Consider the following 13,932-nt stretch of genomic DNA (forward strand, 5'->3'; position numbering starts at 1 on the left):
AACGCATTGATTTTAAAAACCCCTCAACAGAGGGGCTTTTTCTTTACGACTTAAGCAATCGAATCATCCAAATTCGGTGCTAACCAGCGTTTGGCTTCATCCAGAGTCCAACCTTTACGTTTCGCATAATCTTCTAACTGATCTTGCGAAATCTTGCCGACATTGAAGTATTCACTTTGTGGCAAGCTATAGTAGAAACCACTCACCGATGAAGGTGGCCACATCGCAAAACTGCTAGTCAGTTGAGTGCCGATTTTCTCAGTCGAACCGAGCCAGTTAAACAAGGTCGCTTTTTCCGAGTGTTCAGGGCAAGCAGGGTAGCCAGGTGCAGGACGAATCCCGACATATTTTTCTTTAATCAGGTCTTCATTGCTTAAAGTTTCATTGGCCTGATAACCCCAGAACTCTTTACGGATACGCTCATGCAAGTGTTCAGCAAAGGCTTCTGCAAAACGGTCTGCCAGAGACTGGATTAAAATCGCAGAGTAATCATCACCTTTGGCTTTATAGTCATTGGCAATTTCTTCTGCGCCAAAGATCGAAACTGTAAAGCCACCCAGATAATCCTGATGATCATCGGTTGGTGCAATAAAGTCTGCCAAAGACAAGTTCGGTTTGCCAGTGACTTTATCAGACTGCTGACGAATATGCTCAAAGTGATGAGTGGCGTTGCCAGACGCATCATATGCAGTCACGGTATCGGCGCCTGTACGTTTGGCAGGATATAAACCAAACACCGCACGAGCATCGAAGCGTTTATTTTCAATAATATCTTTGAGCATCGCTTGTGCTTGGTTATACAAGTCAGTCGCAGCTTCACCAACGATTTCATCTTCTAGAATTTTCGGGAATTTACCTGCCAAACTCCATGAAATAAAGAAGGGTGTCCAGTCAAAGTATTCAACCAAAACATCGAGCGGGTAATTGGTGATGACGTGTGTCCCAATAAAGTTAGGTACAGGTGGTACATAACTTTGCCAGTCAATTTTTAGACCATTCTCAACTGATTCTGTATAGCTTAGTTTCGCAGCCTTAGGTTGCTTATTGGCTAAACGCTCACGGATTTTGTTATATTCCGCACGTTGATCAGCAATAAATTCACCACGCATGTCTTGAGATAACAGTGTTGTAGCAACACCCACGGCACGAGAAGCATCGGCAACATAAATCACAGCATCATTTTGGTATTGAGGTTCAATTTTGACGGCTGTATGTGCCTTAGATGTCGTTGCACCACCAATCATCAACGGGATATTGAAACCTTTGCGCTGCATTTCTTTAGCAACAAACACCATTTCGTCCAGACTAGGGGTAATCAAGCCTGATAAACCGATGATGTCACATTTCTCATCAATGGCAGTTTGTAAAATTTTCTCAGCAGGAACCATCACGCCAAGGTCAACAATATCGTAACCATTACAGCCCAAGACCACGCCTACAATATTTTTACCAATATCATGTACGTCACCTTTTACGGTTGCCATCAGGATTTTACCTTTAGATTGGCTGCCAGTCTTTTCTGCTTCGATGTACGGGTTAAGCCAAGCCACGGCTTGTTTCATGACACGGGCTGATTTGACGACTTGTGGTAGGAACATTTTACCTGAACCGAACAGGTCACCAACCACGTTCATACCATCCATCAACGCACCTTCAATCACATCGAGAGGGCGTTTCGCTTTTAAACGGGCTTCTTCGGTATCTTGGTCAATATAAGTGGTAATCCCTTTGACCAAGGCATATTCAAGACGCTTTTCAACTGATTGATTACGCCATTCAAGATTTTCAGCTTCACGCTGTGCGCCGCTATGACCACGATATTTCTCAGCTATTTCAAGCAGTCTTTCTGTAGCATTTTGACCAGATTCACCTTGATTCTGATTCAGAACAACATCTTCAACCGCATCTTTGAGTTCTTTTGGAATGTCATCATAGATTGCCATTTGCCCCGCATTGACAATCCCCATGGTCATGCCTTGCTTGATGGCATAGTACAAGAACACTGAGTGAATCGCTTCACGTACAGGTTCATTACCACGGAATGAGAACGAAACGTTAGACACACCACCTGAAATCATGGCATTTGGTAAGTTTTGTTTAATCCAACCCGTTGCTTCAATAAAGTCCACAGCGTAATTATTGTGTTCTTCAATCCCTGTTGCCACAGCAAATACGTTCGGGTCAAAGATAATATCTTCAGATGGATAACCAACTTCATTGACCAAAATGTCATAAGAACGTTTACAGATTTCACGTTTACGTGCGGCGGTATCTGCTTGTCCATCTTCGTCAAATGCCATGACGATAATCGCAGCACCATACTGACGACATAGACGTGCTTTATGTACGAACTCGTCATAACCTTCTTTTAAGGAAATTGAGTTAACAACAGGTTTACCTTGAACACACTTTAAGCCCGCTTCAATGATTTCCCATTTGGATGAGTCAATCATGATCGGTACGCGTGAAATATCAGGTTCAGAAGCGACAAGATTCAGGAAATGTACCATCGCATTTTCCGAATCAAGCATCCCTTCATCCATGTTGATGTCGATGATCTGCGCGCCAGCTTCAACTTGTTGCTGTGCAACCTCTAAAGCTTCGGCAAACTTTTCTTCACGAATGAGACGCAGGAATTTTTTAGAGCCTGTCACGTTAGTACGTTCACCAACGTTAACAAATAAAGAGTCTTTATAAATGTTAAATGCTTCTAAACCACTTAAACGGCAAGCTGGAATTGTTTCAGGTACTTGGCGCGGTGGTAAATCTTTAATCGCTTCATAAATAGCGCGAATATGTGCAGGTGTGGTACCACAGCAACCACCTGCAATATTGATAATGCCACTTTCTGCAAACTCGCGAATAAAGGCTGCGGTTTGATCAGCAGTTTCATCATAAGAACCAAAAGCATTTGGCAAGCCAGCATTTGGATGCGCAGAAATATACACATCAGCAACATCACTAATGGTTTTGACGTGTGGACGCATGGCATCTGCACCCAGCGCACAGTTAAAACCTACCGACAAGACATTGGCGTGACGAACCGAGTTCCAGAATGCCTCAGCAGTTTGACCTGTTAAAGTACGACCAGAAGCATCGGTAATTGTACCCGAAATCATAATCGGTAAGCTGCGACCTAACTGCTGGAAAGCTTCTTCCACTGCAAAAATGGCTGCTTTACAGTTCAGCGTATCAAATACCGTTTCAATCAGGATAATGTCTGCACCACCTTCAATTAAGGCGAGTGTAGATTCAATATAGTTTTCTTTAAGCGCATCGAAAGTAATGTTACGAAATGCAGGGTTGTTCACGTCAGGCGAAATCGAACAGGTACGTGATGTTGGCCCAAGCACACCTGCTACAAAACGTGGCTTCTCTGGAGTAGAGTATTTTTCACATGCAGCTTTAGCCAGACGTGCTGCTTCACGGTTAATTTCAGGAACCAGATCTTCCATGTGATAATCTGACATGGAAACCCGTGTTCCGTTGAAACTGTTGGTTTCAATAATATCGGCGCCAGCTTCGAGATAGGCTTCATGAATACCCTGAATAATATCAGGCTGGGTCAAGACCAGTAAGTCATTGTTACCCTTTAAGTCATGTGCCCAGTCGGCAAAGCGCTCACCTCGATAATCTTGTTCCTGTAATTTATGTTGCTGGATCATGGTACCCATCGCACCATCGAGCATCATAATACGTTGAGAAAGGATTTGTTTTAAAGTGTTGAGTGTCGACATACACAGCCTTATATAGCCAAGGGCAACAGCGAGAAAATGCGCTTATTATACGCAAGATTGATGTTTTTTGAGCAAAAATAGCGATTTTAATCATATTGGTTTCTTATAAGCTTTATTGATTACACTTTTATGCTGTGCAAAAAAGCGTTAACTGGGTCGCTGTTGGCCCATTTTTTTCGAAAAAAATTCATACAAGCTAAAAATTTCATTAATTTGCAATATTTGTATGGCAATTTAGTCTGCAGTCAAGTGATGTGTTCATGCAAAGTTAAGGTGTCGTTGAATCAAAATAGATCAGATTTCTACCAACTCGTTCAAAATATGCTAAAAAATAAAAAATTCATTTTTCTGTGAAAGGGAATGTCATATAATTGTCATAATTTAAATGAAGAATAAGGGGACTTTTTGATCCTCTTTACATGACTGCATGAATTCGAATATTCCCTCTGCGCCAAAGTCAGTACAATTTGATTCAACGAAATCAAAAAATGTACATGCACCAACTCCTAAGTTTTTTGTGCCTGTATTGTTAACGGTCATTATTGCGACCTTAATTTACATCGGTTTTCAAGTCAGTGCTGATCTGGCACATGTTCCGCCATTAAATTTATATTCAGTAATTTTACTTTCAACCGCTTTGCTCATTGCATTGGGGTTTGAATTTGTCAATGGTTTCCACGATACCGCCAATGCTGTCGCGACAGTCATCTATACCAATGCATTACCTGCACCTGTTGCAGTGATGTGGTCAGGATTCTGTAACTTCCTTGGTGTGATGTTAGCAAGTGGTGCGGTTGCCTACGGTATTATTGCCTTGCTACCTGTTGAGTTGATTGTCAATGTCAACAGCGGTGCAGGTTTTGCCATGGTGTTTGCTTTGCTGATTGCTGCAATTATCTGGAACTTGGGTACGTGGTTTTTGGGGGTTCCTGCTTCAAGTTCACATTCCCTGATTGGCTCCATTCTTGGTGTGGGGTTAATGAATCATTTGTTGAATGCTTCTACAGGAAGCAGCGGCATTGACATGACACAACTTCTCAAAGTTGGGAAAGCCTTGTTATTTTCACCATTGATCGGTTTTGCATTTGCAGCGATTGTTTTTGTCTTGGTGAAATTTGTTTTTAAACGTCAGCTAAGTTTGTTTGATGCACCAAATGGTCATACACCACCTCCACCGATTGTTCGTGCTTTATTGATTTTCACCTGTACCGGTGTAAGTTTTGCGCATGGCTCGAACGATGGTCAAAAAGGTATGGGCTTGATTATGCTGATTTTGGTTGGATTAGTGCCATTAGCATATTCACTCAACAAAAATTTGGATAATAATCAGGTTACTCAGTTTATTACGTTATCTCAGCAAACAGCGCCTGCGATTTCGACAGATTATGCACATATTGAGGATGATAAAGCCCGCGTTATTTTGACCCAGTACATTCAAAATAAAAAGGTGACACCTGATGTACTACCAGCTTTGGCAAGTACAACACATCATTTAGGGCAAGAGTTGTCACAATACAAATCATTAAAAGATATTCCTGAGCAGCAAATCAGCCAAATTCGCAATGAAATGTATTTAAGTACCAGTGCTTTGAAAACTTTGGATAAAGCTGAAGCCTTGCCAAAGTGGGATGCAGCACAGCAAAAAACCGTGAAAGCTTATCAAAAGAGTCTGGATGGTTTCTTACAATACATTCCAACATGGGTGAAAGTGGCTGTTGCTCTAGCATTGGGCTTGGGGACTATGGTTGGCTGGAAACGTATTGTGGTTACAGTGGGCGAGCGTATTGGTAAAAACCATATGACTTATGCTCAAGGTATGTCGGCTGAACTGGTTGCGATGAGTACGATTGCTGCGGCAGACAGTTTTGGTTTACCTGTATCAACTACACATGTTTTAAATAGTGCGGTTGCAGGAACGATGGTTGCCAATAAATCTGGCTTACAGTGGATCACCATCCGTAATATTATTTCGGCTTGGGTACTGACCTTACCTGCAACCATCTGTTTATCTGGTGGCTTATACTGGTTGTTTTTACGCTTTGTTTAATTAACTTCCAAAACAGATTCATAAAAAAAGCTTTGCCTCGGCAAAGCTTTTTTTATCTCTGGTTCTTTAATGATTTTGTTGAACAGTCAAAGATAACGGCTTATTTTTTATTTAATGGGAATTTATCGGCTACTAATCCATAAATTGCCGCGAATGGTAATGCACTTCGAACCAGATAAGCTGCATTCCACATACCGCCATGATTGGCACCATTCATGAGCAACTCCAGTGGATGATCCAACTGATTGTTTGGATTGGCAAGGGCTTTAGGATTGCGTAGGTCATGAATCCACATTGCTGCCATGAGTGCATTGGTGGTTTCTGGTTGGAAAGCTTCTACATTAAACAAATGTGCACCATTAAATGCAGCTCTAAGTAATGGGTTTTTAGTCACAGAGTGGGTGGTGGTCGATGGGGCGATATTGATACAGACATGCTGACCTTGTTCTCGTGCCATAATAGCTCGCCACTGCTGAATTCGTTTAGCAAGAGCATAGTTAGGGCCTTGTTCAATCACCAGACAATCGGAAATCGCATAATCTTTACCATTGTTAGAATGATAGAGTTCACGCGAATGCGGTTTTAGGAAATGACGAATACTCAGCTGTGAAACACCTTTGGCAAGCAATTTCTCAATCGTAGAGCGCTCTCTGGATTTTTGTTTGCAATTCTCAACGATATGTTTAGGAACCGCATAGATGTCAGTAGGGGTACACATAAACATCAGGCTGGAGTCAGGTTTTTGCTCACTGACATATTGCATGATTGCATCCATTGCCATCGCAACGCGGACATGCTTTTCACCATCCAAATAAGCGATTGCGGCCATATGTAGGCGCTGAGGCATTTGAGCTAGCCAACCTGCAATTTCAGGTGTCTGGGTGAGCAAATTCGCCCCCAGTTTATGGCTTAACTCACTGATCGAAGAATCATGTGCAAGAGGTTCCTGACTGGGTGCAATCAGTGTGGCATTGCCTTGTTCTATTGTATTTAAAATACGTGACCAAACTTTTTCATTAGGTAGATCAATCGCCACAATATTGGCTTTCCATTTGCAAAGCCAAGTCAGAGGGCCTGCTTCTGAACCTGCTCCAAACAGTACCATGTGGTAGTCTGACAAATCGAGCCATTCTGGATGTGCCTGAACCTCACGTAAGGCATCCGCATGACTAGGTTCAATAATACCTTGCTCTTCCCAAGCTTTAATCTGATTAAGTAAGGCTTGACCTCTAAGCTCCTGACCATGGTAGGGAATATACCACTCTGGCGCGCGCTGACCTTTTCCTTTGATTGTAATACTGTGCAAATTCTGAATATGGGGTACCCGCATAAAATCTTTAAGCGAGTGGTGTTGATTGTCGCGGTAAAATTCAAATAATTGATGTGCCTTATGCAAGCCCTGACTGGCAATCTTGAAAGGGTTATCCTGATATAAAATACCTTGATACACCATTGCCTTAAAATAATGTGGATAACGCTTGCGCCAGTTTTTTTCCTTGAGCACTTGCTGGGACAATTTGTTGTCAACTAAAGCCAGTGCTTCAGAAATAATCTGTTTGCCTGTGTGCGAGGTACTGGCACGATGGGTTTCTGGGTCAATTGGAAATTGTAATCCTTCAGGAGCAGACATTGATCTTCCTTATTTTCATTTACTGCGATCATGATTCATTATGTATCCCAATCCAGCAAAAGGCATAACATAAATGATCAAATTTGCTAAAAAATGTAGCTTTTTATTAGAAGAATGGCACATGCTGAATTTGATTAAAGAAGTAACCAATAACTGCAGGGTTAACGACAATCGTGACCACAACGCCATAGAGTGCTCCCCAGAGATGCGCGCTGTGATTAATGTGACTACCTTGGCGTTTACTTGACCAAATGCTGTAGCCTACATATAAAATTGCAAAAACAATCGCGGGCATGGGAATGAAAAAGACCAGAATTAGACTCCAGGGTTTAAACAAAATATAAGAAAACAGCACAGCAGAAACGGCACCTGAAGCCCCTAAGCTTGCCCACTGATAATCATTTTTATGTTTTAGATAACTTGGCAAAATACTAAAAATTAATGCACCAAAATAAAACAGCACGAAACCCATATTGTCTAAGTATTGGCGATAGAACTGTTCAATGACACTACCAAAGAAAAACAGGGTAATCATGTTAAACAGCAAATGAGTACCATCGGCGTGAACAAAGCCATGTGCAAAGAAACGATCATATTGACCTTGTTGAACGGCGGGTGGCCAAAAAATGAGTCGGTTCATGACTTGCTGCTTGGAAAATGCCAGCAATGAGATTGCAACAGTGATAATAATTAAGGTAATGGTGTGGTTAAAAGGTAAATGTAACATAAGATTTTCGCTTAGTTCCGATCAGGTTTCATAGAGGCGATATGAGGGCAATAAAAGAATTCCGACAATTTTAGTTGATTTTTCTCAATTCCCCCATATCTTCAGTTAAAATACAATCTTCATATTGAGGAAAAACGTTATGTCGACTGAGAACATCAGCACTAAAGTGACAGACGCAGAGGAAATTCCAAATTTATTGATTACTCCCTCTGCACAAGAGTATTTAAGTGATTTATTGGAAAAACAAAATACTCCAGGCATTGGTGTTCGTGTTTTTGTAGAAAATGCAGGAACCCCACGTGCTGAATGCTGCATGGCCTATAGTGCGCCAGATGAAGTAATTCCAACAGACTATAAACAAGATTACCCAGATTTTCCTGCTTTTGTTGATCGTCCATCGATTCCATATTTGCGTGATGCTGTAATCGACTATAACAAAGATCGCTTTGGTGGTCAGCTGACTTTCCGTGCACCAAACTCGAAAGTGCCGCGTGTTGGTCCAGATGCTTCGATTGAAGAGCGTATCATCTATGTGTTGCAAGCTGAAATTAACCCAGGTCTTGCAGGGCATGGCGGTAGCTGTTCGTTAGTTGAAGTACAAGATGATGCCGAGAATGGTTTAACCGCAGTGCTAAAATTTGGTGGTGGTTGTCAGGGTTGTTCAGCAATCGATGTGACCTTGAAACAAGGTGTCGAAACGACTTTGCGCGAACATATTCCTGAGCTGCAACGTGTAGTTGACCAAACTGACCACAGTCAGGCTGAAGGCGCTTATTTTAAATAATAACGAAAGCGTTTGCTGTAAAGCCAAAACCTCCATAAATAATGGAGGTTTTTTTATGATCTGAAAAATCTAGCTTATACACTACAGTCAAAATGCTGCATAAAGTTTTGACTTTATTTATTTGCATGAAGGGCTGCTGCTACAGCCCGATCTATCGTTGATCAATCTGAACTTAAACGAAATAAAACCTAGCTGTAATCAGACCCTATTCTGGGTTGTTGTCGAAGGCCAAAATTTGCCGTGTTGTTTCAGCATAATAAAAACGTTCTAGAAAACCACGTGCGCGTTGTCTTAAATAGCCTGAGCGAATTGCCTGTTGCATAACAGCTGCAAATAATGGCTGTAACTGCTGCATGAGTAAGCCTTCATCTATATTTAAATCACGTAGTAATTGTCGGAAGTTACGTTCCTGATTGCGTACATACCACGTATATAAACCGTCATGTAGCTGCTGTTTTAAATAGTCCGTTTGACGCAGATGATTCCAAACCTCATGTGCAAGCCCAACGGTATGTGGCAAGTCTTCTAGGACGATATAATTTTTAAACACGCTGAGTGGTGAGGCTTTGATTTTATGCCAAAGATTCGCCTGAAAATAATAGAGCTTGTCATTGTCAAAATGCTGATTCAGCACTTGTTCGCTCAGTTGACTCAATTTTACGATATTTTTTTGTAGATAATGTGCCACTGTCTGTTCAAAGCGCGAGTCTGTAACACTCTCAAACACCGATTTGCCCATTTTCATAAAACGCCCAACGGTCGGGACGCGTTTGCCCATGCTATGTTCGAAATAATCTTCTAAAGCTTGCTGAATCAGTTGGGAAATCATGGCAGAAAAAGCAGGATGATTCACAACCCGATGAATTAATTTGTGACGATGTTCAGTTTTGCTCGCAACATATTGAGCAATTTTGTCAATGGTCATGACATCGAAGATATCTGCAATTTTTGTATGGTCATTGAGGTCATGTACCAAGGCAAAACGAATATGCTCAACACATTGTTCAACAAAAAATGCGCTTAACTGGTTTTTTAAGACTTGTTGTTCCAGCAAATTAAACAGACTTTGAAAGTCCCACAAATCCTGCAAGTTTTGTTCTGTAAACCAATGAAAAAACGCCTGAACTTCATCATGCAGATTTTTAGGTTGCGAGAATTCCTGCTCTAAAAAATCGAGATGAGCATCAATCAATTGCTCTATACGAGGATGTGCAGCAGTGGCAGTCATAGACGATCAAAATCAACATGGAAAGCTTTCAGTATACCTTGTCTAAAAAAATAGATGCTAGAGATAGATTTTATACAGGTTAAAAAACTTGGAAGAAAAGCGCTTTGAATTGTGAAATTCAGACGAATAAGTTCGATAAAGAGGATGTTTTAGTCAGTGACAAGTGTGCTATGCAGTTTTAGAATGTTGTTGATTTTTCAATTTAAAGCGAATGGGAAATAACATGTTAACGGCACAAGAAGCCCTAGAGCGTTTAAAACAAGGTAACGAGCGTTTTGTAAATGGGAAATCCTCAATTCCTGACCTCGTTTCACAAGAACACCGTGAACTACTCACGACAGATCAAAATCCGTTTGCAATTATTTTAGGTTGTTCGGATTCTCGAGTTCCTGCTGAAATCGTATTTGATCAGGGCTTGGGTGATTTATTTGTAATTCGTGTTGCAGGTAATATTGTTGCACCTTCTCAAGTGGGAAGTGTGGAATTTGCGGCAGAACGCTATGATTGTGCTGTTGTGGTTGTTTTAGGTCATAGTCACTGTGGCGCGATTCAGGCAACCATCGATACTTTGATGAATCCTGACAGCCCACCATCAAGCAACTTGATGTCAATTGTCAATCGTGTGCGTCCATCGGTTGAGATTTTGATGCAGACTGAACTCAAACACGATCTTTGCAAACTTTCAGAACATGCAGTACGTTCAAACGTCTTTGCATCAGTCAATCAGTTACGTCATGGCTCAGCAGTATTAGAAAGTTTGATTGCTAAAGGTAAAATGATTGTTGTGGGTGCTGAATACTCACTCCAAACGGGTAAAGTTGACTTTTTTGATTTCTAAGCATTTAAAAAACAGTTTTATTCTGAAATAGAATGATATTTTGTTTTGAACAAACGCCTGATGAATTTTCATTGGGCGTTTTTATTTTTAAAGATAAATGTCGTTAGTGCTGGAACTGTACTGCCTGATTGTTGAAAATCTCACTGTTACTGACTATATGTGAGCGTAAATCTGCTTACACCTAACCCGACATATAAAAAACCGAGCTAATGACTTAACTCGGTTTTGAATCAAATACTGGGCTTCTTTCCCTAATTCGTCGGATTTTTCCCTATGCAATAAATGCAGCAAGAGGGTAAACCATGACGATACAGATTAGTTGTGCAAGAAGTCTTTAATCAGTGGTACAAGACGTTGAATCAGGTCATCTGCCTGTTCTTGCGTCATGTTCAGCGCAGGTAATAAACGTACAACATTGCCCGCAGTCACATTAATGATTAATTGCTTTTGTTCACGAGCGATGTTGACCAATGCACCACAGGCTTTCGGCAATTCGATCCCGATCATCATACCAAAACCACGCACAGTCACATTTAACCCGCTAAGTTGGCTACGTAACTGATCAACAATGTATTGACCAATTTTTCCAGCATTCTCAACAATATTTTCTTTTTGAAGTATATCAAGCACGGTATATACCACACGCGAACCCAAAGCTGTACCGCCATAAGTTGAACCATGGTTACCTGCTTGTAACACGCCTACAGCACGACCTTGAGTCATTACAGCACCAATCGGGAAGCCATTTCCTAAGCCTTTCGCCGTAGTTAATACATCAGGAACAATGTTGGTGTGCTGGTAAGCAAAGAATTTACCCGTACGACCATTACCTGTTTGTACTTCATCAAGCATCATCAACCATTGGTGCTGGTTGCAGATCTGACGAATTTCTTCTAAATAACTAAATCCTTGAGGTGCAGTATTGACACCACCTTCACCTTGAATTGGCTCGACCAGTATTGCCACAATATCAGGATGTGCTAAAGCAAGCTCTTGGATGGCTTCAATATCGCCAAATGGAACGCGTAGAAAACCTTCTACTAAAGGTGCAAAACCTTCTTGAACCTTCGTGTTGCCTGTTGCCGAAAGTGTTGCCAAAGTACGCCCGTGGAACGAATGTTCAGCGACAATAATTTTTGGCAATTGAATGCCTTGCTGATGGCCATATTTACGTGCAATTTTGATTGCACCTTCATTGGATTCTGCGCCACTGTTAGAAAAGAAGATTTCTTCCATACCAGACACTTCTGCCAGTTTTTGTGCCGCAGCAGTTTGCCAAGGAATCTCAAACAGATTGCTGGTATGAACAAGAGTTTGAGCCTGTTCAGCAATGGCTTGTGCGATGACAGGATGTGCATGTCCCAAACCACAAACAGCGATCCCTGTTAGTGCATCGAGGTAAGCTGTGCCATCTTCAGTATATAAATACGAACCTTGTCCTCGCACAAAACTGATCGGTTGGCGACCGTAAGTTGCCATTAAATGAGAAGGCTGATCAGTTTGTACCGGAGCAAGGGTAATATTACTCATGATAATCTCGTATTGGTTTTAGATTAAAAAAGGTTTATATAAACAAAATCTGCCACAGATGGAAAGTCATAATAAGAGAAAAACAGAAAAATTCTCGACATACCCACCTTATTCTTAAGTTTTAGGTATAATACCGCCTAGAATAGTTGAGGATTTATCTATGACTGAACAAGCTCGCGATACTGAAGCGTTAATTCGTGATCAAATTGCTAAACATGCTGTACTTCTATATATGAAAGGCACACCACAATTCCCACAATGTGGTTTTTCTGCACGTGCAGTAGAAGCACTCAGTCAGATTGGTCGTCCGTTTGCTTATGTTAATATCTTGGAAAATCCAGATATTCGTGCAACTTTACCAAAAATTGCAAACTGGCCAACATTTCCACAGCTTTGGATTAATGGCGAGCTAATTGGTGGTAGCGACATCATGTTAGACATGTTCCAAAAAGGTGAATTACAGCCTTTAGTTGAACAATACAGCCCAGCACCAGAAGCATAATCTGTTGCCGATCTGAAAAGCGCCATATCTGGCGCTTTTTTATTGTGGCGAGTTCGAGAAAATCATCATGAAAATTAGTTTTATTGGTTCTGGGCGTGTAGCTACCCATTTGGCAATCGCCTTACAACAATCTGGACATCAGATTCAGCAGATCTACAGTCCGAATTTGACTCATGCTCAGCAGCTTGCGATACAGGTTCATGCTGGTGCGGTAGATCAGTTACAGCAATTAGATCATCAGATTGATCTGATAATTATCGCTGTCAAAGATCAGGCAATTGCACAAGTTGCTCAGCAGCTACCCAAACATTTATCAAATACATTGGTGTTGCATACTTCAGGTAGTACAGACCTTCAAGTGTTACAACAGCATCATCTACGCTGTGGGGTGTTGTATCCATTACAAACTTTTAGTTTTGAAAAATCAGTGGATTGGCAGCAAGTGCCACTACTACTGGAAACCAGTCAACCACAAGATTTGACCTTATTACAAGATTTAGCACAGCAGTTAAGCTCGCGGGTGTATGTCTATTCATCCGCACAGCGTTTGAGTTTGCATTTGGCTGCGGTGTTTGCCTGTAACTTTAGCAATTATTGTTACGATATTGCAAAACAGGTAGTAGATGGTGCCGCAGTTGATTTTAGCTTGCTCTATCCTTTAATTTTAGAAACTGCGCAAAAAGCCACAGAGTTTAATCCGAAAGATGTGCAAACAGGCCCCGCGGTACGTCAAGATCAACAGATTTTGAAGATGCATCAAGATATCTTGCAGCAACAACAACGAACTGATTTGGCTGAGATTTATCAACAATTGAGTCATGCAATCCAGCGCAGACATACAGCAACATAAAATAACTCACAGACCTTGATGTTTTCCTGATGATGAACTTCCAGGTCAATAAACTAGAG

Annotated in this window: 10 protein-coding genes; 5 read left to right on the forward strand and 5 right to left on the reverse strand. The window is 41.3% G+C overall.

Annotated elements, in window-relative coordinates; translation table 11 throughout:
• Window positions 1-50: 50 nt before the first annotated feature.
• Window positions 51-3,737, reverse strand: a complete 3,687-nt coding sequence (metH, locus tag P255_RS04155) for a methionine synthase (protein WP_004903836.1) — start codon at window positions 3,735-3,737, stop codon at window positions 51-53.
• A gap of 427 nt (window positions 3,738-4,164) precedes the next feature.
• Between metH and P255_RS04160 the strand changes: the two genes are divergently transcribed.
• Window positions 4,165-5,784, forward strand: a complete 1,620-nt coding sequence (locus P255_RS04160) for an inorganic phosphate transporter (RefSeq protein WP_004903839.1) — start codon at window positions 4,165-4,167, stop codon at window positions 5,782-5,784.
• Window positions 5,785-5,884: 100 nt separating this feature from the next.
• Here P255_RS04160 and P255_RS04165 read toward each other — a convergent pair whose 3' ends face one another.
• Both P255_RS04165 and P255_RS04170 read right to left on the reverse strand, forming a co-directional pair.
• The gene (locus P255_RS04165; RefSeq protein ID WP_004903840.1) at window positions 5,885-7,414 is read right to left on the reverse strand and encodes a hypothetical protein; all 1,530 of its coding nucleotides are present in this window, start codon (window positions 7,412-7,414) and stop codon (window positions 5,885-5,887) included.
• A gap of 106 nt (window positions 7,415-7,520) precedes the next feature.
• Entirely contained in the window at window positions 7,521-8,141 is a 621-nt protein-coding gene (locus P255_RS04170; protein ID WP_004903841.1) for a rhomboid family intramembrane serine protease, read from the reverse strand.
• Window positions 8,142-8,280: 139 nt separating this feature from the next.
• Here P255_RS04170 and nfuA point away from each other — a divergent pair, with 139 nt between their 5' ends.
• Window positions 8,281-8,925, forward strand: a complete 645-nt coding sequence (gene nfuA / locus P255_RS04175) for a Fe-S biogenesis protein NfuA (protein WP_004903842.1) — start codon at window positions 8,281-8,283, stop codon at window positions 8,923-8,925.
• 205 nt (window positions 8,926-9,130) lie between these two features.
• Here nfuA and P255_RS04180 read toward each other — a convergent pair whose 3' ends face one another.
• Window positions 9,131-10,153 carry a hypothetical protein gene (locus P255_RS04180; RefSeq protein WP_004903843.1) on the reverse strand — a complete coding sequence of 341 codons (1,023 nt, stop codon included), beginning with the start codon at window positions 10,151-10,153 and terminating at the stop codon, window positions 9,131-9,133.
• Window positions 10,154-10,376: 223 nt separating this feature from the next.
• Between P255_RS04180 and P255_RS04185 the strand changes: the two genes are divergently transcribed.
• Complete coding sequence (locus P255_RS04185) at window positions 10,377-10,991, forward strand: carbonic anhydrase (RefSeq protein WP_004903844.1); 615 nt, start codon at window positions 10,377-10,379, stop codon at window positions 10,989-10,991.
• A 315-nt stretch (window positions 10,992-11,306) separates the two neighbouring features.
• Here P255_RS04185 and P255_RS04190 read toward each other — a convergent pair whose 3' ends face one another.
• A complete protein-coding gene (locus tag P255_RS04190) occupies window positions 11,307-12,521 on the reverse strand; it encodes an aspartate aminotransferase family protein (protein ID WP_004903845.1) in 1,215 nt (404 codons plus the stop codon).
• Window positions 12,522-12,681: 160 nt separating this feature from the next.
• Here P255_RS04190 and grxD point away from each other — a divergent pair, with 160 nt between their 5' ends.
• Together grxD and P255_RS04200 are read left to right on the forward strand one after the other, a co-directional pair.
• Window positions 12,682-13,023, forward strand: a complete 342-nt coding sequence (gene grxD / locus P255_RS04195; RefSeq protein WP_004903846.1) for a Grx4 family monothiol glutaredoxin — start codon at window positions 12,682-12,684, stop codon at window positions 13,021-13,023.
• 67 nt (window positions 13,024-13,090) lie between these two features.
• Window positions 13,091-13,873: a Rossmann-like and DUF2520 domain-containing protein gene (locus P255_RS04200; RefSeq protein ID WP_004903847.1), complete on the forward strand. Its 783-nt coding sequence runs from the start codon at window positions 13,091-13,093 to the stop codon at window positions 13,871-13,873.
• Window positions 13,874-13,932 lie beyond the last annotated feature (59 nt).

This window comes from Acinetobacter brisouii CIP 110357 (assembly GCF_000488275.1).
GTDB lineage: Bacteria > Pseudomonadota > Gammaproteobacteria > Pseudomonadales > Moraxellaceae > Acinetobacter > Acinetobacter brisouii.

What these genes read in the sequence shown, in the direction of transcription:
- metH (WP_004903836.1), bottom strand. Translation starts at nt 3,737, where the DNA reads ATGTCGACACTCAACACTTTAAAACAAATCCTTTCTCAACGTATTATG.
- P255_RS04160 (WP_004903839.1), top strand. Translation starts at nt 4,165, where the DNA reads ATGAATTCGAATATTCCCTCTGCGCCAAAGTCAGTACAATTTGATTCA.
- P255_RS04165 (WP_004903840.1), bottom strand. Translation starts at nt 7,414, where the DNA reads ATGTCTGCTCCTGAAGGATTACAATTTCCAATTGACCCAGAAACCCAT.
- P255_RS04170 (WP_004903841.1), bottom strand. Translation starts at nt 8,141, where the DNA reads ATGTTACATTTACCTTTTAACCACACCATTACCTTAATTATTATCACT.
- nfuA (WP_004903842.1), top strand. Translation starts at nt 8,281, where the DNA reads ATGTCGACTGAGAACATCAGCACTAAAGTGACAGACGCAGAGGAAATT.
- P255_RS04180 (WP_004903843.1), bottom strand. Translation starts at nt 10,153, where the DNA reads ATGACTGCCACTGCTGCACATCCTCGTATAGAGCAATTGATTGATGCT.
- P255_RS04185 (WP_004903844.1), top strand. Translation starts at nt 10,377, where the DNA reads ATGTTAACGGCACAAGAAGCCCTAGAGCGTTTAAAACAAGGTAACGAG.
- P255_RS04190 (WP_004903845.1), bottom strand. Translation starts at nt 12,521, where the DNA reads ATGAGTAATATTACCCTTGCTCCGGTACAAACTGATCAGCCTTCTCAT.
- grxD (WP_004903846.1), top strand. Translation starts at nt 12,682, where the DNA reads ATGACTGAACAAGCTCGCGATACTGAAGCGTTAATTCGTGATCAAATT.
- P255_RS04200 (WP_004903847.1), top strand. Translation starts at nt 13,091, where the DNA reads ATGAAAATTAGTTTTATTGGTTCTGGGCGTGTAGCTACCCATTTGGCA.